The sequence below is a fragment of the Gordonia sp. NPDC003429 genome, from assembly GCF_053588575.1.
The window spans coordinates 26,458-51,555 of record NZ_JBSFQF010000007.1; the positions used below are offsets into that span (position 1 = coordinate 26,458).

18 protein-coding genes are annotated in these 25,098 nt (G+C 67.8%); 8 read left to right on the forward strand and 10 right to left on the reverse strand.

The window, feature by feature from the left end:
• The first annotated feature begins 80 nt into the window (after positions 1-80).
• The 4 genes from ACWDSI_RS10540 to ACWDSI_RS10555 are packed head-to-tail and all read left to right on the forward strand — an operon-like array spanning position 81 to position 5,921.
• Positions 81-1,523 (forward strand): hypothetical protein, encoded by a 1,443-nt coding sequence (locus tag ACWDSI_RS10540; protein WP_449756517.1) that lies wholly within the window; start codon positions 81-83, stop codon positions 1,521-1,523.
• Positions 1,520-2,515: a glutamate ABC transporter substrate-binding protein gene (locus ACWDSI_RS10545; RefSeq protein ID WP_449756518.1), complete on the forward strand. Its 996-nt coding sequence runs from the start codon at positions 1,520-1,522 to the stop codon at positions 2,513-2,515. The genes ACWDSI_RS10540 and ACWDSI_RS10545 overlap by 4 nt, the downstream gene beginning before the upstream one ends.
• A 31-nt stretch (positions 2,516-2,546) precedes the next feature.
• On the forward strand, positions 2,547-5,051 hold the full coding sequence (locus tag ACWDSI_RS10550; RefSeq protein ID WP_449756519.1) for a serine/threonine-protein kinase PknG: 2,505 nt from the start codon (positions 2,547-2,549) through the stop codon (positions 5,049-5,051).
• A gap of 36 nt (positions 5,052-5,087) precedes the next feature.
• A complete protein-coding gene (locus ACWDSI_RS10555; RefSeq protein WP_449747662.1) occupies positions 5,088-5,921 on the forward strand; it encodes an SDR family oxidoreductase in 834 nt (277 codons plus the stop codon).
• A gap of 23 nt (positions 5,922-5,944) precedes the next feature.
• On the opposite strand, the gene ACWDSI_RS10560 is transcribed toward ACWDSI_RS10555, so the two are convergent.
• The 3 genes from ACWDSI_RS10560 to ACWDSI_RS10570 are packed head-to-tail and all read right to left on the reverse strand — an operon-like array spanning position 5,945 to position 10,246.
• The gene (locus tag ACWDSI_RS10560) at positions 5,945-7,156 is read right to left on the reverse strand and encodes an acetate/propionate family kinase (RefSeq protein WP_449747661.1); all 1,212 of its coding nucleotides are present in this window, start codon (positions 7,154-7,156) and stop codon (positions 5,945-5,947) included.
• Positions 7,153-9,273, reverse strand: coding sequence for a phosphate acetyltransferase (pta, locus tag ACWDSI_RS10565; RefSeq protein ID WP_449747660.1), 2,121 nt, complete (start codon positions 9,271-9,273; stop codon positions 7,153-7,155). The genes ACWDSI_RS10560 and pta overlap by 4 nt, the downstream gene beginning before the upstream one ends.
• Before the next feature lie 4 nt (positions 9,274-9,277).
• Positions 9,278-10,246 carry a DMT family transporter gene (locus ACWDSI_RS10570; RefSeq protein WP_449747659.1) on the reverse strand — a complete coding sequence of 323 codons (969 nt, stop codon included), beginning with the start codon at positions 10,244-10,246 and terminating at the stop codon, positions 9,278-9,280.
• Positions 10,247-10,329: 83 nt separating this feature from the next.
• On the opposite strand from ACWDSI_RS10570, the gene ACWDSI_RS10575 reads away from it, so the two are divergent.
• Positions 10,330-11,238 carry a LysR family transcriptional regulator gene (locus ACWDSI_RS10575; protein WP_449747658.1) on the forward strand — a complete coding sequence of 303 codons (909 nt, stop codon included), beginning with the start codon at positions 10,330-10,332 and terminating at the stop codon, positions 11,236-11,238.
• 45 nt (positions 11,239-11,283) lie between these two features.
• Here the strand turns inward: ACWDSI_RS10575 and fgd are convergent, their stop codons facing one another.
• Complete coding sequence (gene fgd, locus ACWDSI_RS10580) at positions 11,284-12,303, reverse strand: glucose-6-phosphate dehydrogenase (coenzyme-F420) (protein WP_449756520.1); 1,020 nt, start codon at positions 12,301-12,303, stop codon at positions 11,284-11,286.
• 320 nt (positions 12,304-12,623) lie between these two features.
• On the opposite strand from fgd, the gene ACWDSI_RS10585 reads away from it, so the two are divergent.
• Entirely contained in the window at positions 12,624-14,546 is a 1,923-nt protein-coding gene (locus ACWDSI_RS10585; RefSeq protein WP_449747656.1) for an ABC transporter ATP-binding protein, read from the forward strand.
• A gap of 84 nt (positions 14,547-14,630) precedes the next feature.
• Here the strand turns inward: ACWDSI_RS10585 and ACWDSI_RS10590 are convergent, their stop codons facing one another.
• The 3 genes from ACWDSI_RS10590 to ACWDSI_RS10600 form a co-directional block, all read right to left on the reverse strand.
• Complete coding sequence (locus ACWDSI_RS10590) at positions 14,631-14,879, reverse strand: phage holin family protein (protein WP_449747655.1); 249 nt, start codon at positions 14,877-14,879, stop codon at positions 14,631-14,633.
• Complete coding sequence (locus tag ACWDSI_RS10595) at positions 14,876-16,063, reverse strand: acyl-CoA dehydrogenase family protein (protein ID WP_449747654.1); 1,188 nt, start codon at positions 16,061-16,063, stop codon at positions 14,876-14,878. The genes ACWDSI_RS10590 and ACWDSI_RS10595 overlap by 4 nt, the downstream gene beginning before the upstream one ends.
• A gap of 138 nt (positions 16,064-16,201) precedes the next feature.
• Complete coding sequence (locus ACWDSI_RS10600) at positions 16,202-17,176, reverse strand: alpha/beta hydrolase (RefSeq protein WP_449747653.1); 975 nt, start codon at positions 17,174-17,176, stop codon at positions 16,202-16,204.
• Between the two features lie 273 nt (positions 17,177-17,449).
• Here ACWDSI_RS10600 and ACWDSI_RS10605 point away from each other — a divergent pair, with 273 nt between their 5' ends.
• A complete protein-coding gene (locus ACWDSI_RS10605; RefSeq protein WP_449747652.1) occupies positions 17,450-21,352 on the forward strand; it encodes a Pls/PosA family non-ribosomal peptide synthetase in 3,903 nt (1,300 codons plus the stop codon).
• Positions 21,353-21,356: 4 nt separating this feature from the next.
• Here ACWDSI_RS10605 and ACWDSI_RS10610 read toward each other — a convergent pair whose 3' ends face one another.
• A complete protein-coding gene (locus ACWDSI_RS10610; RefSeq protein ID WP_449747651.1) occupies positions 21,357-21,932 on the reverse strand; it encodes an HdeD family acid-resistance protein in 576 nt (191 codons plus the stop codon).
• 136 nt (positions 21,933-22,068) lie between these two features.
• Here ACWDSI_RS10610 and ACWDSI_RS10615 point away from each other — a divergent pair, with 136 nt between their 5' ends.
• A complete protein-coding gene (locus tag ACWDSI_RS10615; protein ID WP_449756521.1) occupies positions 22,069-23,169 on the forward strand; it encodes a DUF4185 domain-containing protein in 1,101 nt (366 codons plus the stop codon).
• 23 nt (positions 23,170-23,192) lie between these two features.
• On the opposite strand, the gene ACWDSI_RS10620 is transcribed toward ACWDSI_RS10615, so the two are convergent.
• Together ACWDSI_RS10620 and ACWDSI_RS10625 are read right to left on the reverse strand one after the other, a co-directional pair.
• Positions 23,193-23,867, reverse strand: coding sequence for a DUF305 domain-containing protein (locus tag ACWDSI_RS10620; protein WP_449756522.1), 675 nt, complete (start codon positions 23,865-23,867; stop codon positions 23,193-23,195).
• Between the two features lie 34 nt (positions 23,868-23,901).
• Positions 23,902-25,008: a phosphatase PAP2 family protein gene (locus ACWDSI_RS10625; protein ID WP_449756592.1), complete on the reverse strand. Its 1,107-nt coding sequence runs from the start codon at positions 25,006-25,008 to the stop codon at positions 23,902-23,904.
• Positions 25,009-25,098 lie beyond the last annotated feature (90 nt).

Here is a 25,098-nt window from a genome sequence, read left to right on the forward strand (position 1 = left end):
CGGCGAGCGATATACGTACAGATGGCAGGCATCCAGGGAGCGCGGACCACAGATGATGGAGCACTCGGAAGGGATCTGAGGTGACCGGCGACGCTTCTCCCGTGCGCACGGCACTCACCCGCGCCGGGAGAACCTTCCGCCCCAATCCGACCTCGCCGCCGATCCGCCAGGTCCTCGCCGACCGCCGCGAACTCATCTCCTCCGCACCGACGCGCACCCAGTCGCCGCTGTCGTCGATGCGCCACTATGCGGGCACCACGCCCGGAAAACTCCTCCTCATCTCCATGGTGCTGTCGGTGGCTGCGCTCGTCACCGGCTGGTACGCCTCGACGACGCTGAAGGACCGGACCGCGTCGCTGCAGACGATGATCGATCGCGCCGAGCCGCTCGCCGAGGCTGCGCAGGTGCTCTACAGTTCGCTGTCGATCGCCGACGCCGCGGCCAACTCGGCGTTCATCTCCGGCGGGCTGGAAACCCCACAATTGCGCGAGCGCTATTCCGACGCGCTCGCGACCGCGTCGGCGTCGCTGCTCATCGCCGCGGGCGACACCGGCACCCCGGGCACCCAGGATTCGGCAGTCGATCGCGCCATGAACTCCGATCTCAAGATCATCGCGACCGCGCTGCCCGTCTACAGCGGACTGATCGAAACGGCCCGAACCAACAACAGGCTCAACAATCCGGTGGGATCGGCCTACCTCGGGCAGGCCTCCGCGCTCATGCAGAGCCGCATCCTGCCCGCCGCGCAGCGACTCTACGAACGACGGTCGGCGGCGATCGCCGACCCGCAGCAAACGCTCACCGTGCCGCCGTGGGGCGTGTACGCCGCACTGCTGGTACTGGCGATGGCCTTCGTCGCGGTGTCCCGCTATATGGCCAAGCGGACCCGACGCCGGTTCAACGTCGGCATTCTCGCCGCGCTGGTGGCGATCCTGGGTGGCCTGGTGTGGCTGCTGGCATCGGGACTGCTGTCGGTGGCGGCGACGAGCGCGGCCAAGTCCGACGGCGCCGAACCACTGCGGCAGCTCACCGAGGCCCGTATCCTCACCCAGCAGGCGCGGTCGGCAGAGATGCTCTCGCTGCTGCGGCGCGGCGACCAGGCCGCACAGCAGAGCGCATTCGAGGATTCCACCGCGCAGATCGGGCGCATCCTGACCGAACTGCGCGACGACCAGGGTTCGGCCGGCTCCCTGAGCGCCACGCAATTGACCTCGCTGCGCGGTGCGCTCGACCAGTGGACGACCACCGACGAGCAGGTGCGGCAGAAGATGGAGGCCGGTGACTTCATCGCCGCGCGCGAGATGACGGTGGGCGAGTCACCGCAGAGTTCGGCCACCAGCTACGACGCGGTGGATGCAGCTCTCGTCGAGGGGATCACCACCACCCGCACGTCGTTTCGAGACGACATCAACACCGCCCAACGCGTGCTCGGTTTCACCGGTAACGGCATCCTCGCCCTGACCGTGTTCGCCACCGTCGCGCTCGTGCTGGGACTCATTCCCCGTATCCGGGAGTACCGATGAACGGCCGGCGGGCGCGCACGCGAGCCGCCGCCGCGCTGGCGATGGCGGCGGCCGCGGTGACGCTGACAGGATGCGTCACCTTTCCCGCACCCGACTCACCCGCGCCTGTCGCCGCGGCGATGATGCCCACCCCGCCGGGCGCCGAGACCAACGTTGCGGTGGAGAGTCCACCCAACTCCGAATCATGCGACGCGACGGCCAGTCTGCGCCCGCGCGGCGAACACCCCGAGCCGATGAAGATGCCGCCGGGCAGCACGATGGAGGCCATCGAGCGCCGCGGCAGGCTCATCGTCGGACTCGACATCGGATCCAACCTGTTCAGCTTCCGCGACCCGATCTCCGGTGACATCAAGGGATTCGACGCCGATGTGGCCGGCGAGATCGCCCGCGACATCTTCGGCGACCCGAATCGGATCGAGTACCGCGTGCTGAGCTCCGACGAACGCACCGAGGCGTTACGCAACGAAGAGGTCGACGTGGTGGTCAAGACGATGAGCATCACCTGCGACCGGCTCCGCGACGCCAGCTTCTCCAGCCCGTATTACGTTGCGTCGCAAAAGATTCTGGCACAACGAAATTCCGGGATCAGCGGGCCGGAACAGCTCGCCGGCAAGCGGGTGTGCGCGGCGCGCGGCACCACGTCGCTCGGCCGGATGCAGCAGATCCAGCCCCGTGCGAAGATGGTGACGACCACGACGTGGGCGGATTGCCTGGTGATGCTGCAACAGGGCCAGGTGGACGCGGTGACCACCGACGACGCGATTCTCGCCGGACTCGCCAGCCAGGATCCGTGGGTCGAGGTGGTGGGTCCGGGTCTGGGCGAGGAGTACTACGGGGTGGGCATCCCACGCGGACACGACGACATGGTGCGATTCGTCAACGGCACCCTCGAACGTCTCCGCGCCTCCGGAAGATGGCAGGAGATGTACAACCAGTGGCTGTCGATCCTGGGACCCGGCGACGGTCCACCACAACCGGACTACCGTGATTGAGGCGGTGCGATCCTGATCGAGGCGGTGTGAGATGTCGACATCCGACGAAGGCCCGGACGCCACGCGGGCAGGGACCTCCGGGGATGGGGCGCGCTCGGATATCGACGTCGGCACCCAGAAGGCGACCCTCGACCAACTCGACGTCGGCACCCAGAAGGCCGGCCTCGATCAGCTCGACATGGGCACCCAGAAGGCGAGTCTCGATCAGCTCGACATGGGCACCCAGAAGGCGAGTCTCGATCAACTCGACATGGGCACCGAGGCCACGCCGCAGTCGGGTAGCCGTGACTCCACCGGACCGGTGGTGCGGTCGGGTCCGACCATTCCCACCGAGGCGCTGGTGTCGGTGGGACACACCCGACGGTTGGTGCCGCGCCAACAAGCCCGCGTGCACGACCGGCGGCTGGGCAGCGGACTGGTGGAGCTTCCCAAGATCACCGACATCGAACCCGAAGACGCCGTGCTGGACTCGCCGGTCATCGCCGAGGGCAAGCGGGACTGCTGGCGGTGCGGACGACCCGTGGGGCGTTCGGGCGGCTCGGGTGCCGGTGAACTCACCGGAGTGTGCCCGCATTGCGGTGCGCGGTACTCGTTTGTGCCGGGTCTGGCGCGCGGCACCCTGGTGGCCGGCCAGTACGAGATCGCCGGGGCCATCGCACACGGCGGGCTGGGGTGGATCTACCTGGCCATCGACCGCAACGTCTCCGACCGGCCGGTGGTGCTCAAGGGTCTGCTGAACTCCTCGGATTCCGAGGCGCAGCAGGTGGCGCTGGCCGAACGACAGTTCCTGGCGTCGGTGAACCACCCCGGCATCGTGAAGATCTACAACTTCGTCGAGCACATCAACGAGTACGGCGAGCGCTTCGGCTACATCGTGATGGAGTACATCGGTGGCCGCACCCTCAAGCAGATCACCGCGACGCGCCCGGGCAAACTGCTCACCGTCGAGCAGGCGATGGCCTACATGCTCGAGGTGCTGCCCGCGATCGGATACCTGCATTCGGTGGGTCTGGTGTACAACGACGTCAAACCCGACAACGTGATGGTCGGCAGTGACGAGGTGAAGCTGATCGACCTCGGCGCGGTGTCGCCGATCAACGGGTACGGGCACCTGTACGGCACCCCGGGTTTCCAGGCACCGGAGATCGTGCGCACCGGCCCGCAGGTGGTGACCGACATCTACAGCATCGGGCGCACCCTGGCCGCGTTGACCGTCCACATGCCCAAGAAGGACGGCAGACTGGTCGACGGGCTGCCCGACGCCGAGACCACCCCGGTGTTCCGGGACAATCCGTCGTTCTACCTGCTGTTGGCGCGGGCCACCGCGACCGATCCGCACGACCGGTTCTCCTCCGCCGAGGAGATGACCACGCAGATGCTCAATGTGCTGCGCGAGACGGTCGCCGTGCACACCGGTGTGCCGCGGCCGTCGCTGTCGACGGTGTTCACCCCGCAGCGCTCCACCTTCGGGACCGATCTGATGCTGGCGCCGGTCGACGGCTTCTTCGATCCCGACCAGGCGGCCTTCTACGATCCGGTGGACATGGCCCGCGCGTTGCCGGTGCCGCTGGTGGATCCGGCCGATCCCGCTGCCGGACTGCTGAATTCGGCGGCACTGTCCGATCCGCGGCAGACGCTGGATTCGATCCATGCCGCCCGTGCCGAGGGATTCCGGTCACTGCTGGGACACGCGTCGAGCGACAAACACCCGTCCCTGGAGATCGACCTGGCCGAGGCACGCGCACACCTGGAACTCGACGACGTGGACACCGCGCTGGCGCTGCTGCGTGAAGTGTCTGTGCAGCATGGCGATTCGTGGCGGGTGCAGTGGTATATGGGTATCTGCGCGCTGATGAACGACGAGCCCGAACTCGCCTACGAACGTTTCGACGAGGTGCTGCTGGCGATGCCCGGCGAGGTGGCACCCAAGCTGGCCGTCGCGGGCACTGCGGAACTGATCGGCCGCTGGCTGTCCGACGAGAAGGACCACTCCGATCGGTCACGGGATCGGGTGCTCGAGCTGTATCATGTTGCCGCGCAAAACTATCACGACCTGTGGTTGACCGATCACAGTATCGTGACCGCGGCCTTCGGTATGGCCCGCCTCGCAGTGGCCCGCGGCGATTTCGATGCGGCGATCGAACCGCTCGATGAGGTTCCGGCCACCAGTAGGCATTTCAACACCGCACGGGCCACCGCGGTGATCGCACTCGTGCATGGTCGCGATCCGGCCGAGGTGACCAAGGCGCAGTTGGTGGCCGCGGCCGCCCGCATGGAGGCGATGCCCGACTCCGAGCCCCGCAAGCCGCGACTACTCCTGATCGTGCTCGGCACCGCACTGGGTTGGGTGATCGCGCACCCCGACGGGGGCGGTGAACCGAAGAAGCTCCTGGGCTTTCCCTTCAGCGAGCAGGGGCTGCGGGCGGGCACCGAACGGTCGCTGCGGCAACTCGCGCGCGCCACGCGCACCAATCGCGATCACCGGTTCATGCTGGTCGACCTCGCGAACTACGTGCGGCCGTGGACATTGTTCTAGAGTGACGTTACGACGTGTTCCCTCGCGGAGGCGCAAATGAGTCGATCAGTCAGTCTTGCGGGCAAGGTCGTCGCCGTCACCGGTGCAGCGCGCGGTATCGGCCTGGCGATCGCCGCGGCCGTGCATGTCCGCGGAGCCAGAGTCGCCGTCTGCGACATCGACCAGGGCGCCCTCGAACAAGCGGCGGCCGCGAATGGGTTCGAGCTCCACCGCCGTGTGGATGTGACCGATCGGCAGTCCTTCGGCGACTTCCTCGGCGCGGTCGAGGACGACCTCGGAGCAATCGACGTGTTGGTCAACAACGCCGGGATCATCGCCGTGGGCCCCTTTGTGGACGAGCCGGACGAGTACACCCAGCGCGTGCTGGCCGTCAACACCTACGGCATGATGCTGGGCACCAAACTCGCGGCCACACGCATGATCCCCCGGGGCCGCGGGCACATCATCAACATCTCCTCGTCCGGCGCGATCATGCCGGTACCCGGTATCGCAACGTATTCGGCCTCGAAGTTCGCCGTGCTCGGTTTCACCGACGCGGTCCGGTTGGAGAATCGCGGCACCGGTGTCGAGTTCTCCGCGGTACTGCCTTCGCTGACCAACACCGAGATGATCGCCGGGATCGGGCACGCGAGGGGATTCGCGAATATCGAACCCGATGACGTCGCGCAAGCGGTTGTCGGGCTGATCGACAATCCGCGCCCGCGCCTCGTGGTGCCGCGATCATTTGTCCTGGCGTTGAGCGCCAGGAGATTTCTTCCTCAGGGTGTGGCTGAGGCCGTCGAGCGCTTCGTCGGTGCCGACCATGTCTTCCTCGGTGACGTCGACCACCGGAAACGGAAGAACTACGCTGAACGTACCGGCACGTCCTGACCGAGAACCGCTGAGAGATGGCTTTAGCCGCCTCCTGTCACCACTTCTGCGGCCAGTCGGGCGATCGCGAGTTCTTCGTTGGTCGGTACCACCAGTACGTCGATGGCACTGGTGTCGGCCGAGATCCGCCGCGGTTCCTTGCTGCGCACCGCATTTCGTTCCGGGTCGACCACGATCCCGTAGTTCTCCAGGTTCGCCAGAGCGTCGGCACGCACACCTGCCGCGTTCTCGCCGACTCCCGCGGTGAAGGTGATGGCGTCCACCCGGCCGAGTTCGATCATGTAGGCGCCGATGTAGCGGCGCAGGCGGTGGATGTAGACGTCGTAGGCCTGATGTGCGTGGACGTCGCCGTTCTCCATCCGTGTCGTGATCACGCGGAAGTCGTTCTCCCCGCACAATCCCTTCAGTCCGGAGTTCTTGTTCAGCAGGGTGTCGATCTGATCGACGCTCAGTTTGGCCACCCGGTTCAGGTGCAGCACGAGGCCGGGGTCGATATCGCCGCTGCGGGTGCCCATCACCAGTCCCTCCAGCGGTGTCATGCCCATCGTGGTGTCGATCGGATGCCCCCCGGCGATCGCCGATGCCGACGCGCCATTGCCCAGATGCAGCACAATCTGGTTGAGGTCGGCGAGATCGCGGCCGAGGAACTGCGCCACCCGGCCGGAGACGAACTCGTGACTGGTGCCGTGAAACCCGTAGCGGCGCACCGCGTGCAGGCTGGCCACACCCCGATCGATCGCGTAGGTGGCGGCGGCGTCGGGCAGGTCGTGGAAGAAGGCGGTGTCGAAGACGGCGACCGACGGCACCTCGGGAAGCAGCTTGCGTGCCGCCTCGATGCCGGTGAGGTTTGCCGGATTATGCAGTGGCGCAAGCGGAGAGATCCGCGAGATCTCGCTGATCACCTCCGGCGTGATCAACGTGGGATGAAAGAAGCTACGACCACCGTGCACGACGCGGTGGCCCACGGCGGCAAGTCCGGCGTGCGCAAGCGACACCCCGTGGGCGTCGAACAGGCCCTTCGCCGCCTCGATCGCGGCGAGATGATCCGGCAGCGGGAGGGTTTCGTTGACCGTCTCGCCGTCCTGTGAGTGCGAGATGGACGCCCCGTCGTCACCGATCCGCTCGGCAATACCCTCGGCCACCACCACCCTGCTGTCGGGGTGGAGCAACTGGTATTTGAGCGACGAGGAGCCTGCGTTGAGCACCAGGACGGCGCCGGCCGCCGAGACACTCACTGGGCGACCGCCTCGGTGGACATGCTCTGGTCGGGCTGCATGTTCTGGGCCTGAATCGCGGTGATCGCAACGGTGTTCACGATGTCGGACACCAGAGCGCCCCGAGAGAGGTCGTTGATCGGACGCCGCAGGCCCTGCAACACGGGACCGATCGCGATGGCGCCCGCGCTGCGCTGCACCGCCTTGTAGGTGTTGTTGCCGGTGTTCAGGTCGGGGAAGATCAGCACGGTGGCACGTCCGGCCACCTCCGAATCGGGCATCTTGGTCACCGCCACGGACGGTTCCACCGCGGCGTCGTACTGAATCGGCCCCTCCACCAGCAACTCCGGCGCCCGCTCGCGCACCAGGTCGGTGGCCACCCGCACCTTGTCGACGTCGGCGCCGGTACCCGAACGGCCGGTGGAATACGAGAGCATCGCCACCCGCGGCTCTATCCCGAAGCCCGCAGCGGTGCCCGCCGACGAGATGGCGATGTCGGCGAGTTCCTCGGCGGTGGGGTCGGGCACGATCGCGCAATCGCCGTACGCGAGAACCTTGTCGGCGAGACACATGAAGAAGACACTCGACACCGTCGAGACACCCGGCTGGGTCTTGATGATCTCGAATGCCGGCCGGATGGTGTGCGCGGTGGTGTGCGCGGCGCCGGACACCATGCCGTCGGCCTGTCCGGTGTAGACGAGCATGGTGCCGAAGTACGACACGTCGCGCATGCGCTCCTGTGCGTGCTCGAAATCCATACCCTTGTGCTTGCGGAGATCGGCGTAGATGTGGGCGAACTCGTCGGTCAGCGGCGAGGTGGCGGGATCGATGATCTCCACTCCGGCGAGATCGATGCCGAGTTCCTGGGCGCGCCTGCCCACCGCCGACGCCTCGCCGAGGATAATCAGCGACACCACGTTGCGGCGCAGCAGATGTCCTGCCGCACGCAGGATTCGGTCGTCGTCCCCCTCGGGAAGCACGATGGTCTTGCGGTCGGCGCGGGCGCGGGCGATGAGTCCGTACTCGAACATCTGCGGGGTGGTGACCTCCGGCGGCCGGACGTCGAGCACCTCCATCAGTTTGCCGGAGTCGACATGCGATTCCATCAGCGCCAGCGCGGCGTCGATCTTGCGGGCCGAGCCGATGGCGATGCGACCGCGGGTGTCGGCGGCCGTGCGAGCGGTTTCGTAGGTGCCCTGCTCGCACATGATGATCGGCAGCGTCGGCTGCAAACCGTTGACGAGCATGTCGATCATCGGGTGCGGTTTGAGACCGCCGTTGAGAATGATGCCGGACAGTCGGGGAAAGCCATGGGCCGCGTTGGCCGTGACCAGCGAGAGCAACACATCGGAGCGATCGGCCGGGGTGATGACGACGGTGCCGTCGGTGAGCCGTTCCAGGATGTGTTCGACGGTCATGCCGCCGACCATCACCTTGAGTGCCTCGCGATCGAGCAATTCCTCGTCGCCGCTGTACATCTGGGCGTCGAGCGACACCTTCAGTTCCGACATGGTGGGGGCGAACAGTACCGGCTCCTCGGGCAGGCACCAGCTCGGCACGTCGAGCTTTTCGAGTTCTTCCGCGATGAGCGGCATGTCCTCGGGATCGCATCGATTGGCGACCACCGCCGAGGTCGTGGCGTGCATCGCGGCGATCTCGGTCAGGAGATGTTCGGCGAGATCACGGATCTCGGTGGGTGTGCGGTCAACCGCCTTGAGCGCCAGGATGATCGGCGCCGACAGGTTGGCGGCGATGCGCGCGTTGAACGTGAGTTCGGACGGGTTGCCCACGTCGGTGTAGTCCGAACCGACGATGACGACGGCGTCGCAGCGCGACTCCACGGCGTGGAAGCGCGCCACCATCTCGGCGATGGCGCCGTCGGGGTCGGAGTGCACCTGCTCGTAGGTCACCCCGATCGCGTCGTCGTACCCGATGTCGGCCGACGTGTGTTCGATGAGGAGATCGAGCAGGTAGTCCCGCTGTCCGCGGGCGGCGCGCGAGATGGGTCGGAAGACGCCGACGCGTCCGCCGGTCGCGGTCAGCAGGGAGAGAACGCCGAGTGCGACCGTCGACTTTCCGGTCTCCGCTTCGGCAGATGCGATGTAGATCTTCGTGGAGGTCACGCTCTGTGCGGCCATGTCCTCAGCCTAGTGGGTGGCCCGGCTCCCGCACGACGGCACGCATGGCCGTGGGCCTGGCCGATCGGCGCGGCCACAGCAGCCCACGGGTGATGGCCACGCCCGCCAGACACAGCACACCGCCGACGATCCGGATCGGGGTGGGCACCTCGTCGAGCAGCAGCCACGACAACACGATGACCAGTGCGGGCACCACCAGGGTGGTGGCCGCCATCGCGCCGGCGCCGGTGCGGCGCAGCGCGTAGGCCCACGTGGTGAAGGCGATCGCGGTGGGACCGACGCCGAGGAACACCACGGCGGCGATGTCGGCGGCCGGTGCGGCTGCCATCTCGCGCACCGTGGCGGGGGCGAACGGCACGGTGACGATCGCCCCGGCGACCACACCCCAGAAGGTGGCTGCCAGCGCATCCACCTCCCGCAGCGCCACCTTCTGTAGCAGCACCCCGAGCGCGTAGAGCACGGCGGCGATCAGCCCGAGCACGATGCCCAGCCACTCGGTGTGCCCGCCGTCGCCACCGACGGAGATGAGCACCACCCCGGAGAAGGCGATGGCGATCCCGATTCCCAGGCGTCGTGAGAAGCCCTCGCCCAGGAACAATCCGGCAGCGATCGCCACCAGAATGGGCGCAAAATTGACCAACAGAGCGGCGGTACCCGCATCGAGATGCTGCTCGGCCCAGTTGAGCACCACCGTGTATGCCCCGAACCAGGCCACCCCGTAGGCGACGACGAGGCCCAGCGCACGACCGCGAGGCAACCGGGGGACGATCGTTCGGGAGCCCGTGCGACGACCGGCGGCCGCGATGACGGCGATCACGGCGAGCGCCACGACGGCGACGGCCAGGCGTCCGAACGCCAGCGCTCCCGGCGAAAAGGCCGTGCCGGCCGAGCGGATCGCGATGAACGACAACGCCCACAAGACGACGGTGACCGCCGCGGCGAGGGCGGCGAGGTCGGGTGCACGACGGCTCATGTGCTCCATGCTCGTCCCGGGATCTGTTCAGCACAAGTTCATATTCATTAACCATTCGTCAGTCGCGCTGTACTATCGGGTTCATGATCGACCCGCATCGACTTCGCGTGTTCCGGGCAGTGGTGGCCGAGGGTTCCGTCAGCGGCGCCGCGCTCGCACTCGGCTACACGTCGTCGGCGGTGAGCCAGCACATCGCCGCGCTGCAACGCGAGACCGGATTGACGCTCGTGGAACGCGACGGACGCGGCATCACCCCCACGGATGCGGGCACCGCGCTGGCATCCGCATCGTCGGCGCTCTTCGACCAGCTCACCCGGCTCGACGGGGTCGTGTCGGACCTGCGGGACGGACGCGCGGGCACCCTGCGCATCACCTACTTCGCGTCGGCGGGAGCCGCCTGGATGCCATCGGTGGTGGCATGCATCCGACGCGAATTCCCGGATCTGCGAATGGATTTGCGGCTCGTCGAACTCGCCGCCGCAGGACTGGCCCCGCCCGACATCGAGATCTACGTCGACGGCGCGGCGAGCACGTCGATGCGCTCCTACGATTGCGAGCCGCTACTCACCGAGGACTACCGGGTGGTGGTGGCCCCGGACTCACAGTTCGCCGGATGCGACGAGGTGTTGCTGCGGGACCTGGCCGACGAGGTGTGGATCGACAACGACGTGGCCCGCGGCCCGTGCCGCGAGGCCCTGTTGCGCGCATGCACCGCCGCCGGTTTCACGCCGCGCTTCGGTGTCGAGACGCATGACTACCTGACGGCGGTCAATTTCGTTGCGGCCGGCGTGGGGCTGACCGTGGTGCCCGCACTCGCATTGCTCGACGTACCCGCCGACGTGCGAGTGGTCTCGATCGCCGAACCCACTCCGCGGCGGTCGATTTCGATACGGCGTCGGCATTCGGTGCGTGAGCATCGGGCCGCTGACCGCGTCGTCGAACTGATACGTGAGCAGGCCGCACGCACCCACCCGTCGGCCGTCGCCGTATAGGCGTCCGGGTGGGCCTCGGGAGTCAGGCGTCCGGGTGGGCCAGGGTCAGGCGACGGTGAGCGTGCGCAGCCGCGGCGCGAGATCCTTTTCGAAGTTGTCGAGGAAGCGACGCTGATCGTGCCCGGGTGCGTGGAACACCAGGTGATTGAGGCCGGCATCGGTGTAGAACTTGACCTTCTCCACCGCGTCGTCGGGATCTGATGCGACGATCCAGCGCTTGGCGACCTGCTCGATCGGCAATTCGTCGGCGAGCCGCTCCATCTCGGTGGACGAATTGACGCTGTGCTTCTGCTCCGCGGTCAGCGACAGCGGCGCCCAGAATCGGCAATTCTCCAGCGCCAGTTCGGGATCGGGATCGTAGGAGATCTTGATCTCGATCATCCGGTCGATCGCCTCGAAGTCGCGGCCGGCCTTCTCCGCACCCTCCTTCACCGCGGGGATCAGCTTCTCGGTGTAGAGCTCGGCGCCCTTGCCGGACGTGCAGATGAACCCGTCACCCGCCCGGCCGGCGTAGCGGGCCACCACCGGGCCCCCGGCCGCCACATAGACCGGAATCGGTTGCTCGGGAACGTCATACATGTAGGCGCCGCTGGTGTGGTAGTACTCGCCGTCGAAGTCGACCTCGTCGCCGGTCCAGAGTTCCCGCATCAGCGCGATGGCCTCCCGCAGTCGCGCAAAGCGTTCCTTGAACTCGGGCCATTCGCCCTGAAATCCGGTGGCGTACTCGTTGAGTGCCTCGCCGGTGCCCACCCCCAGCATGATGCGTCCGGGATACAGGCAGCCCATCGTCGCGAAGGCCTGGGCGATCACCGCCGGGTTGTAGCGGAAGGTCGGGGTCATCACCGACGTGCCGATCTGCACGCGCGTGGTCCGCTCTCCCACCGCGGCCATCCAGCTGAGTGAGAACGGTGCGTGACCGCCGTTGTGCCGCCAGGGCTGGAAGTGGTCGGAGACCGCAACAGAATCCATGCCGTGTTCCTCGGCGGCCACCGCGATCTCCACCAGTTCACGTGGCGCGAACTGCTCCGCGGACGCCTTGTAGCCGAGTTTGAGCTGCTGACTCATGTCTGACCTCTCTGGACCGAACGGACACTCTGTGATCCAACTTACTCAGGTGACCGAGCACAGCTGAGCGAGGTCCTGTCGGCACAGGGGTGCACACATGTTCCTTTTCGGTGGCCGCCGCTCGGAGGCCAGCAGATGCAGATGGTGAGCGAGACGCGCGCCTCCTGTACAGAATGGGCGGCCCTGGGGGCCGCGGGGTGCACCAGGGCGGTTGGCGATCCGGAGAGACGCCCATTCTGTACATCAGGAGGCGGCGATGCCCACGAGTCTTACCACCTCGTCTGGACCTCAACCTCACTTGAGCTTCTACCCTGGTCGACATGAGCATGCAGTCCGTTGCCTGGGACATGATGTACAAGTCGTCGAGCTCGCCGTCGCGAAAGCAGTTGCGGGGTGATCGGCGCTCGACGCTGCGCCGAATCCTCACCTTCGCGCGGCCCCACCGCACGCGGATCGTCGTGTTCCTGGTGCTGTCGGTGTTCACCGCGGTGCTGACCGTGGTGACGCCGATCCTGGCCGGGCGGGTGGTGAACCTGATCAGCGGCCACGGGTCCGGCGGCACCATCGTGGGACTCGCCGTGCTGATAGCGCTCATCGCGGTCGCCGAGGCGGTGGCGGGAATCGGCACCCGGTGGTTGTCGGCGAACATCGGCGAGGGTCTGATCCTGGACTTGCGGCGCGCCGTGTTCGACCACGTCCAACAGATGCCCGTCGCCTTTTTCACCCGCACGCGTACCGGGGCGCTGGTGAGCCGGCTCAACAACGACGTGATCGGTGCGCAACGCGCCTTCAGCGACACCCTGTCGGGCGTGGTGTCGAATGTGGTGACCCTGGCACTGACCCTCGGCGTGATGTTCGCGATCAGTTGGCAGATCACGGTGCTGGCGCTGATCTTGTTGCCGCTCTTCGTCGTTCCAGCGCGCCGGATGGCCCGCCGCATGGGGTCACTGTCCCGCGAGGCGGCCGAACACAACGCACGCATGTCGACGCAGATGACCGAACGCTTCTCCGCGCCGGGGGCCACGCTGATCAAGCTGTTCGGCCGCCCCGACCTCGAGAGTGCGGAGTTCTCGGCGCGCGCCGACCGTGTACGCGACATCGGAGTTCGTCGCGCGATGCTGCAGGCCGTGTTCATCACCGCACTCACCTTGGTGTCGGCGCTGGCGCTCGCCCTGGTCTACGGACTCGGCGGCTGGCTCGCGGTGCATCAGCACCTGTCGCCGGGCGCCGTGGTGGCACTCGCCCTGCTGCTCACCCGGATGTACGCCCCGCTCACCGCCCTGGCCAACGCACGCGTCGAGATCATGAGTGCACTGGTCAGTTTCGAGCGCGTCTTCGAGGTACTCGATCTGCAGCCGCTGATCGCCGACAAACCCGACGCCGTCGACGTCCCTCATCGTGACGGCGGGGTGGGTGTGCGGTTCGACCACGTCTCGTTCAGCTATCCGTCGGCCGACAGGGTGTCGCTGGCATCGCTGGAAGAGGTTGCGCAACTGGATAATCGGGGCGGAGCCCAAGTGCTGCACGACATCGACGTCGACGTGCCCGCCGGATCCATGGTTGCGCTCGTGGGAAGCTCGGGAGCGGGCAAGTCGACCATCGCCAGCCTGGCCACCCGGCTCTACGACGTCGATTCCGGCGCGGTAAGGCTCAACGGCGTCGACGTCCGCGATCTGCGCAGCGCGTCGGTACATCGCACGGTGGGGCTGGTAACCCAGGACGGCCACCTCTTCCACGACACCGTCCGCGCCAATCTGGCACTGGCACAACCGGATGCGTCCGATGACGAGATCCGGGACGCGTTGCGGCGAGCTCGGCTTGCCGACCTGGTGGCGAGCCTGCCCGACGGCCTCGACACCGTTGTCGGCGAACGGGGTTACCGACTCTCCGGTGGGGAACGCCAGCGCATGACGATTGCGCGGCTGTTGCTGGCCGCACCGGAGGTGGTGATCCTGGACGAGGCCACCGCACACCTGGACTCGACGTCGGAGGCGGCGGTGCAGGAAGCTCTGACCGAGGCACTGGTGGGGCGGACGTCGATCGTGATCGCGCACCGGCTGTCCACCATCCGCGCCGCGGACACGATCGTGGTGATCGAGGCGGGGCGCGTCGTCGAACGTGGTGATCACCCGACGTTGCTCGCGCGCAACGGCCGGTATGCCGAGCTCTACCGCACGCAGTTCGCCGACGACGCGTCGACCGACGACCGATCGCAGTGCTGCCCGGACACGCTCACCGCGTGAGTGGGCACGGTCGACCCGGAAGTGGGCACGCTCGACCCGGAAGTGGGCACGCTCGACCCGGAAGTGGGCACGCTCGACGGGGTTTCAGTCCTCGGGGTCGTCGTCTTCGTCGTGGCGCGGGGGCGGTGGGATGAGGCGCGCCTTCAACAAGGTCAGCACGATCATCACGATGTTCACCACGATCAGCACGAAGCCCATGATCACCCAGCCCCAGCGCCGCTCACCCCACCAGTAGGCGGTGAGAAAGCCGACGGCGACCATCATGATCACGCCGCCGAGCACCACCATGCCGCGGGAGACACCCTGTGCGGCGCGCTGGAAGTCGGGGTTCACCGGAATGCGTCCTGCCCGGTGAGTGCCTTGCCGATCATCAGCTGATGCATCTCGCTGGTGCCCTCGTAGGTCAGCACCGACTCGAGGTTGTTGGCGTGCCGGATCACCGGGTACTCCAGGGTGATTCCGTTGGCGCCTAAAATGGTCCGGCATTCGCGCGCGATCGCGATCGCCTCGCGGACGTTGTTGAGTTTGCCGAGGCTGACCTGCTCGGGTGCGATCTTCCCGTTGTCCTTGATCCGGCCGAGCTGCATCGCGAGCAGGAAACCCTTGCCCACCTCGAGCGCCATGTCGGCGAGCTTCGTCTGGGTGATCTGGTACCCCGACAGCGGCTTGTCGAACACCTCACGGTCGGCGGCATACGAGATGGCCGATTCCAGGCAGTCGCGGGCCGCACCCACCGCGCCGAACACGATGCCGAACCGTGCCTCGTTCAGACAGCTCAGCGGCCCCTTGAGGCCGGTGACACCCGGCAGCATCGCCGACGCGGGCAGCCGCATGTCCTCGAACGCGAGCTCGGCGGTGATCGACGCGCGCAGCGACATCTTGTGCTTGATCTCCGACGCCCGGAACCCGGGGGTGTCGGTGGGCACCACGAACCCGCGGATGCCGCGGGCACCGTCGTCGAGGTCGGTTCGCGCCCACACCACGGCCACGTCGGCGACGCTGCCGTTGGTGATCCACATCTTGGCGCCGTTGAGCACCCAGTCGTCACCGTCGCGCTTGGCGGTGGTGCGCATCCCGGCGGGATTGGAGCCGAAATCCGGTTCGGTGAGGCCGAAGCATCCGATCGCCTCACCCGCGGCCATCTTCGGCAGCCACTCCTCGCGCTGCTCGTCGCTGCCGAAGGCGCGCAGGGCATACATCGCCAGCGACCCCTGCACCGAGACGAAGCTGCGCAGCCCGGAGTCCACCGCCTCGAGTTCCATACAGGCCAGCCCGTAGCTCGTGGCCGAGGTGCCCGCGCAGCCGTACCCCTCGAGATGCATGCCGAACAAACCGAGTCCGCCGAGTTCACGTGCGAGCTCGCGCACCGGCAGGGTGCCGTCCTCGAACCACTCGGCCACGTGCGGACGCAACCGTTTGGTGCCGAACGACGACACCGTGTCGATGATCGCCCGCTCCTCGTCGTCGAGGAGGCTGCCGAACGCGAAGAGCTCGTCCACCGATGTGGAAGCGCCCATGATCACCACCGCCAATACACGTGTTCGGATGACGGCACGCGGCCGTCGCTGTCCACACCACTATTGCAGTGCGGCGAGCACGCGAGGGCCACTACCCGGATACCGCCTTGCCCGGGACCCTGACTGACCGGAGACCGGCTAGCCGATGGCCCGGCGCGCGCGGTCGTCGGCGGCCTTGGCCTCACGCAGTGCGTGACCGGTGAAGGCCGCGGTCACCTCGATCGACTCCAAGGTCTCCCGGTGGCGGCCGTTCATCACCGGAAACGCGTGCACCTGCCAGGCGAAACTGTGGGCCAGTGCCTCGACGCCGGCCTCGTCGAGATTCTCGATGAGGTCGATGACGTCGGGCTCGAGCATCTCGTTCTCCGCGGTGATCATGATGGTCGGCGGGAACGTGGCGGGATCGATGTCGCGGGCCCGGCGGGCGCCGACCAACGGCACCGGCCCCTTGAGGAACTGCGGCGCGAGCTTGGCCATCTTGCGTTTGGGCAGGTAGGCGTCGGAACGACTGCTCCGGTCGGGGTGCACCCCGAGATCGAGGTCGAGCAACGGCGAGAACCCGACCAGCGCGACGGGCTGCGGCAGTCCTTCGACCGCGGCCGCCTCGACCACCTTGACGGCGAGGAATCCGCCCGCCGAGTCGCCGGCGACCACCACCCGGCGGTAGCCGCGTTCGGTGAGCAGTTCGCGGTAGGCCGCCATGCAGTCCACCACCGACGTCCCCACGCCGGCCTTGGGCAGTTGCCGGTACTCCAGTGAGAACACCGGGATCTCGCAGGCACGGGCGAGCCGGCTGGCGATGGACCGATGCGTGCCGAGCCCCCCGACCACGAACGCGCCACCGTGCAGGTAGAGGATCGCGGTCTCGGAATCGCGACGCGACGGACCGGTCGGCATGATGAGCTCGACGGGCCGATCCCCGAGGACCATCGACTCGCGGACCACATTGCGCGGCTTGGGGCCGCTGGCGAACAACGCGTCGATCAGGAACAGGCCCGACATCCCGGGTCTGTTCAACGGCCACAGCGCCAGCGCAGGCTTCAACAGCAGGCGTGTGGAGAGCCATAACGGGTATGAGAGCGGACTGGGCTTTCGGTGATGCACAATTGGCATGCTGTTCCTCCTCACCCGACCCCCGACCGCCAGCCCGGAGTCCGGCGGCTCAAAGATCGCGTGGTGGCGACGACGGCAACCACTACGTCGCACATGGCGTTGCTACAACAGTGGTTGACAAGGTACCCCTCCCGGGGCATGCCGTCGGCGTTACATGCAAGATTTCGAGCCCGAGCTCACCCGCTGCGGGATCAGAGATATAGGACACCGCACGGCCGCCATGTTGTCGCCATCATGTGATCGCCCCCGCCTCCGACCGCTCGACGGCCACCGATGACCGCACCCGCCACCGCGGCGATCCCCCCGCAGTTCCTGTTGTCGTCGCAGGCCAGCGCCCCGCGGACGCTGTGCGACATCCTCGACGACACCATTGCGCACCATCCCGACGCACCCGCGATCGACGACGGCGACCAGGTTCTCTCCTACGCGCAGCTATCGGCGGTGATCCGTCGCGGCGTGTCGCGCCTGGCGGCCGCAGGGGTGCGCCGCGGCAGCCGGGTGGGGATCCGGATGCCGTCGGGCTCACGCGACCTCTACACGGCGATTCTGTCCACCCTCTACGCCGGCGCCGCCTACGTCCCCGTCGACGCCGACGACCCCGACGAGCGGGCCCGGCTCGTCTTCGGCGAGGCCGCGGTGGAGGCGATCATCGACGCCGACGGCATCCACGCGACCGGGGCGCGGCGCGGCGACACTGCCGACACTTCACCGGGCGCCGAGCGCCCCGACGTGACCGATGACGCATGGATCATCTTCACCTCGGGTTCCACCGGCACCCCCAAGGGCGTCGCGGTGACCCACCGCAACGCCGCCGCATTCGTCGACGCCGAGGCCCGCATGTTCTGCCTCGACGCCCCCATCGGCCCGCACGACCGGGTGCTTGCCGGGCTGTCGGTGGCCTTCGACGCCTCCTGCGAGGAGATGTGGCTGGCCTGGCGCAACGGCGCCTGTCTGGTGCCCGCACCGCGTTCGCTGGTGCGCAGCGGCATGGATCTGGGGCCCTGGCTGGTGCAGCGCAACATCACCGTCGTGTCGACGGTGCCCACGCTGGCCTCGCTGTGGCCGCCGGAAGCGCTCGAGGCGGTGCGGCTGCTGATCTTCGGTGGTGAGGCGTGCCCGCCCGAACTCGCCGACCGGCTGGTGGTCGACGGCCGCGAGGTGTGGAACACCTACGGGCCTACCGAGGCCACCGTCGTGGCATGCGGGGCCCGACTGGGCGGACCGGGGCCGGTGCGGATCGGGCTGCCGCTGCCCGGATGGGATCTCGCGGTGGTCGGCGCCGACAACCAGCCGGTCGCGCCGGGCGGGGTCGGCGAACTGATCATCGGCGGCGTCGGGCTCGCGCACTACCTGGACCCCGCCAAGGACGCCGAGAAGTACGCACCGATGCCGACCCTGGGGTGGGACCGCGCCTACCGCAGCGGCGACCTGGTGCGGCTCGATCCCGAGGGGCTGGTGTTCCAGGGCCGCGCCGACGACCAGGTCAAGGTCGGCGGTCGGCGCATCGAGCTCGGTGAGATCGACAACGCGCTGCAGCATCTGCCCGGCGTGAGCGGGGCGGCCGCCGCGGTGCGCAAGTCCGCGGCCGGCAACAGCCTGCTGGTGGGCTACCTCGTCTCCCCCGACCCCGACTTCGATGTCGCCAACGCACATCAGCTCCTCACCGGGCAGCTACCGGCACCGATGGTGCCGCGGCTCGCGCTCGTCGACGAACTGCCCACCCGCACATCGGGCAAGGTGGACCGCAACGCGCTGCCGTGGCCGCTGCCGAGCACCTCCGACGACGATGACGACGACACCGGCGATCTGACCGGCACCGAAGCCTGGCTGGCCGGCCGCTGGGCTGACGTGCTCGGGGTCTCGGTGACCAGCGAGAAGACCGACTTCTTCGCCGAGGGCGGCGGCTCGCTGGCGGCCGCCCAGCTGGTCACCGCGCTGCGCGAGCGATATCCGACGATCACCGTCGCCGACCTCTACGACCATCCCCGGCTCGGGTCGCTGGCCGAGTTCCTCGACGCCACCATGCCGGCCGCGGCGGTGGTGACCGAACGCGACGTCCGGCCCACACCTGCTTCCACCGGCGTCGCGCAGGTCCTGATGTCGGTGCCGCTCACCACGCTCACCGGCCTGCAGTGGGCCACGTGGCTGGGCGTGGCCAACAACGTCGGCGCCGCCGCCGCACGGGGTGCGGGGCTGACGGTGCCGTGGGTGATCGAGGTCAACTGGTGGGTGCTGCTGGCGGCGTTCCTCGTCTTCATCACACCCCTGGGCCGCATGGTCATCGCCGCGGTGGGGGCGCGGCTGCTGCTGTCGGGGGTCACACCGGGCAGCTATCCGCGCGGTGGCAACGTGCACCTGCGCCTGTGGGTGGCCGAACGCCTCCTCGACGCCAGCGGCGCCGCCAACCTGTCGGGTGCACCGTGGATGATCTACCTGGCCCGCGCGCTCGGCGCCCGGATCGGACGCGGCGTCGACCTGCACACCATCCCCCCGGTGACCGGCATGCTCACCATCGGCGAAGGTGCCTCGGTGGAACCGGAGGTCGACGTCGCGGGCTGGTGGATCGACGGCGACATCGTGCACATCGGTGAGATCGAGATCAAACGCGGCGCATCGGTGGGCGCACGGTCGACGCTCGCTCCCGGAGCCGTGGTGGGCAGAGACGCGGAGGTGGCGCCCGGGTCGGCGGTGTTCGGGCGCGTCAAGGCCCGCCAGCACTGGGCCGGTTCGCCTGCGGTCAAGGTCGGCAAGGCCGCCCCGGCGTGGCCGGATCACCGTCCCCCGCGGCGCAGCCTGTGGGTGCCGGTGTACGGGCTCTCGTCGATGCTGCTGGCAGCGATACCACTCATCTCGCTGGCCGCCGGACTGCTCGTCATCGGATCGTGGGCGCTGCGCGCCGACCGGCTGCGCAGCGTCGGCTATCGCGCCCTGATCCTGCTGCCCGCCGCCACCGTCGTCAGCCTGCTGGTGTTCGCGATCATCACCGCGGCACTGGTGCGCCTGATGTCGATCGGACTCACCAAGGGCTATCACCCGGTGCGCTCGCGGGTGGGCTGGCAGGTGTGGATGACCGAACGGCTCCTCGACTCGTCGCGCACCTACCTCTTCCCGCTGTACGCGAGCCTGCTGACGCCCTGGTGGTTCCGCATCCTGGGCGCCAAGGTGGGCAAGGGCACCGAGATCTCCACAGCGCTGGTGCTGCCGCGGTTCACCACGATCGCCGACGGCGCGTTCCTCGCCGACGACACCATGGTGGCGTCGTACGAACTCGGCGGTGGCTGGATGCACATCGACGACGCGAAGATCGGCAAACGCTCGTTCCTGGGGAACTCGGGTATGGCCGGTCCGGGTCGCAAGGTGCCCAAGAACGGTCTCGTGGCGGTGCTGTCGGCGGCCCCGGATCGCGCGAAGTCGGGATCGAGCTGGCTGGGCAGCCCACCGGTCCGGTTGCGGCGCACGGCCGCCACCACCGACTCCTCGCGCACCTTCGATCCGCCGGTGCGTCTCAAAGTGGCCCGTGCGGTGATCGAGACCCTGCGCCTGATCCCGGTGATGATCTCCTTCGGCCTCGGCATCTTCGTGCTGCTGGGCCTGCAATACATCGCCAGCCAGTCCAACTACGTGGTGGCCGCCGTACTCAGCGGCCTACTGCTGCTGGTGGCGGGCGCGATCGCGTGCTGTGTTGCCGCGGCCGCCAAATGGGCGGTGGTGGGCCGCATCGAGGTGTCCGAACATCCGCTGTGGAGTTCCTTCGTGTGGCGAAACGAGCTGTCCGACGCTTTCGTCGAGACCGTGGCCGCGCCGTGGTTCGCCAACGCCGCCACCGGGACGCCGATCCTCAACATCTGGCTGCGGCTGCTGGGCGCCCGCATCGGCAAGGGGGTGTGGTGTGAGAGCTACTGGCTACCCGAGGCCGACCTGGTGACCCTCGGCGACGGCGCCACCGTGCAGCGCGGCTGCGTGGTGCAGACCCATCTTTTCCACGACCGGGTGATGGCCATCGACCGGGTGACCCTCGAACGCGGCGCCACCCTGGGGCCGCACTGTGTCGCGCTGCCCGCGTCCGGGCTGGGCGAATCGGCGACGGTGGGCCCTGCCTCCCTGGTGATGCGGGGCGACGTGGTGCCCGCGCATACCAGGTGGCAGGGCAATCCGATCGCGCCCTGGTGGGAGTGAGAACTCAGACGGCCGGCGGTGCGCTGACCTTCTTGGGCAGGGTGAACAGGGTGGCGATCGACACCACGATCAGCATGATGCCGGCGACCCAGACGAGCACCTGAAGCCCGATGAAGGGGGCGATGAACGCCAGCACGATGCCGGCGAGCAGCGAGATCACACCCGAGAGGATGAGGTACCAGGTGGGGGCGTGCGCCGTCTTCGAGAATGCCGCGGCCAGGTCGGAAATGCCCTGGAAGATCCAGCCGATGCCGATGAACAGCGCCAGCAGCCACACCGCGTCCTCGGGGCTGAACACCGCGATGATGCCCATCGCCAGCACCAGCAGACCGAGAACGCCGCTCAGCACCCGCCAACCGGCACCCAGGAACGACGCGGAGAAGGCGAGATAGATCCGGAACAGGCCCATCACGATCAGCGCGACGCCGAACAGGAATCCGAGCACGACGACGGTCGCGTTGGTCCACACCAGCGCCACGATGCCGAGCACGATGCCCAGGATCGAGGTGAAGATCAGCGCGCTGCGGATGGTGGATATGGCCTCATCGGGGAACTGCTTGGTGTAAGCACTGAATGTCATGGCGGCAGCGTATCGCCCGGCAACGGCGATCGCGCGGATTCCGGTGCTTCGGATCACGGGTTCCTGCCGTTTGTCGCCGGACCGTACTCGTCTCATCACGCGCGCGTCACACATATGTCTTGATAAGGTCACGCTCATGTCGTGGCCCAGGTTCGGACGTGCGCCCCTCGGGCGACTGCGCCGTTCGGTGGTCGCGGCCGTCGTCGCCGCGGCCACGGTGACCCTGACGGTCGGAACCATCAGCGCGCCCCCGGCCACCGCGGACACGTACTCCGCGGGCAACGCGACGATGGTCGCGCAGCTGACCGGCCCGTTCGCGATGAACGACACCGTGGGCCGGTATCAGGTGTGGGGAACCGACCTCGGAATCCTGTGGGACAACGGCAACGGTCAGATCCTGGCCGCGTTCGGGGATACCAAGTCGCTCAACGGGTGGTCGCTGCTCTACGGCGACCTGTTCTACTGGCGGTCGAACTTTTTGCTGCGCAGCACCGACCGCAACCTGGCACACGGGATGACGTTCAGCAGCCACGCCGGCCCGCCCGGCTACGCCTCCCGCCTGCTGAAGCCGAACCTCGCGCGCGAGATCACCGTTCTCCCGACCGCCGGCGTGGCCGCCAACGGCAAGCAGTACATGAACGTGATGGCCGTTCGGCAGTGGGGACAGCCCGGGGAGTGGTTCACGCGCTGGTCGGGCCTCGTGGTCTCCGGAGACAACGGCAATCACTGGGCGGCCCTCGACGCGTTCCGGCCCAACGGGGGTGGCAATAGGAAGTTCCAGATGGGTGCCTTCCTCAAGGTGGGCCACACCATCTACTCCTACGGCACCCCCGATGGCCGGAACGGTGCGGTGTACCTGTCACGTGTGGACGAGAAGGACATCGAACACCTCGGAAAGTACGACTACTTCTCGTACGGCAACTGGGTGCGCGGCAATCCCGACGCCGCCACCCCGGTGATGGGCGCACCGACGGGCGAGATGTCCGTCGCGTGGAACGATTACCTGGGCAAATACGTCTCGCTGGCGTCCCGGGCCGGCGGGGCGATCATGCGGACCGCCGACAATCCCTGGGGGCCGTGGACCCAGGGCGAGATGATCGCCCCGTGGAACAACCCGTACACCGGCTACGCCCCGTACATCCATCCCTGGTCGTCGGGTGACTCGCTGTACTTCACCTACTCGATCTCCACGTCGTACCAGGTGTATCTGATGCGCCTGCAGCTACGCAGGCCCTGACCGCACCGAACCGTCGGCCGTCGCTACCCGAGTAGCTGCCGCATCCGGTCGATCTCGGCCTGCTGCGAGGTCTTGATCTGCTGTGCCAGTTCACGCGACGCCGGATTGACACCCTGCTGCAGTTCGGTGTTCGCCATGTCGATGGCGCCCTGGTGATGGGTGATCATCCCCTGTAGCCACAGTCTGTCGAACTCGGCTCCCCGGGCGTTCTCCAGCGCAGTCATCTCGGCATCGGACATCATGCCCATGCCGGACGGTTGCATCGAGCCCATCGAATGGCCGTCACCGTGACCACCCATCTCCATCGACGGCGAGCCCGACATCATCGTCGGCACCCCCCACGCTTGCAGTCGCTGCGTCATCTGGTCGATCTCGGGTTGCTGGGCGTTGCGGATCTGGGTGGCCAGTTCCCGGACGGCAGCATTGTCGGTGCGGCTGGGTACCAGATCGGCCATCGCGATCGCCTGCTGATGGTGCGGGATCATCATCTGGTTGAACATCACGTCGGCGGCGTTGTGCGCCGACGCGGACGGCGATCCGGACGCTGCCGACGTGGTCGTGACGCCCGACGCGGCATCGGAACCCGACGGCGAATCGGTGCCGCAGCCCGCCAGCGCCACGACGCCGATCGCGGCGGCCGCCATACCGGTGGTGATGACACGACGAGAACGGTTGCGGGAACGGTTGATTGTCTTCATTTCTGGTATTCGCTCGTGGGTCACGGTGACCAGCCTAACCGGCTTCCGTCAGACCGGCCGGTGCCGGCACCGGCTCCCGAGCGGCCGCCGCACGCGCCTGTCTGGGCATCAGGATGCGACGGTCGATGAGCGTGTACCCGAACACCACCGCCGCGGCGAGCGCCCATCCGAGCAGAACGTCGAAGACGTAGTGCTCGGCGGTGTAGACCAGCGTGAACGCCATCGCCAGCGCATAGCCGAGGAACAGCGTTCGGCCGAGCGCTTTGACCCGCGGCCACATGAACAGCGCGAGCAGCATCGTGAGCCCGGCATGCAGTGACGGGATGGCCGCCACCAGATTGGCCTTGCCCTGACCCACCTCGATCAGGTTCGACGCGACGTGGATGTGCAGGTACTCCCAGCCACGCGCGGAGATGCGTTCCACGTAGGGCGCGGCGCCGGGGTGACGCGCATCGGTGGGTCCGAGGATGCCACCGGGATCCGCCGCCTCGGGGGTGGCCATGCATTCGGCTTCCCGCGGGCCGTCCACCACTTGCTCGGCGGTACACCGCGCCGCCGCCCACGGCGGCGCCGCGGGCACCAGGGTGTAACCCACCAGACCGAGGAACGTGGTGGCGACGAAGCACGCGGCGAACCGGCGCCACGCCGAGCGGTCGCGCAGCCACAGCACGGCGGCCACGGCGTAGGGCACCACGAAGTACGACATGTAGACGACGCTGGTGATGATCTCCCACCAGGGCGCCGACGCCTGCTTCAGGTGGCCCTGGAGCCACACCGTGGGGACGACGCCGAACATCGCGCGGTCCACGTCGGGGGCCAGGTGCCAGTGCGTCGGCATGTCGACGATCCGGGCGACGTCACGGGTCCAGTCGTAGAGCAACAGGATCAGGGCGAACGGCGCCCAGTCGATGATCACGGTGACGGCCCGGCGACGACCGATACTGGCCGCCAACAGGCCCAGGCAGAGCAGGATGATCAGCCGCGTGCGGTCGAAGGCCAGTCCGTAGACGTAGATCTCGTAGGCCATGAACGCCACCCAGGCGGCGATCGCGATGCGCCGGACAACGGTCAGGTCGCGACGCTTCTCCGGCTCGGCCTCCATCTCCGCGGCGTCGGCCAGATCGTCGATGACACGGCCCATCTCCGGTTCGTCCGCGTCTATCGCGTCGTCAACGCTCAAGGGGGGTTCCTCTGCCTTCGTGAGTGCTTCACGGTTCGACGCGCTGACGCG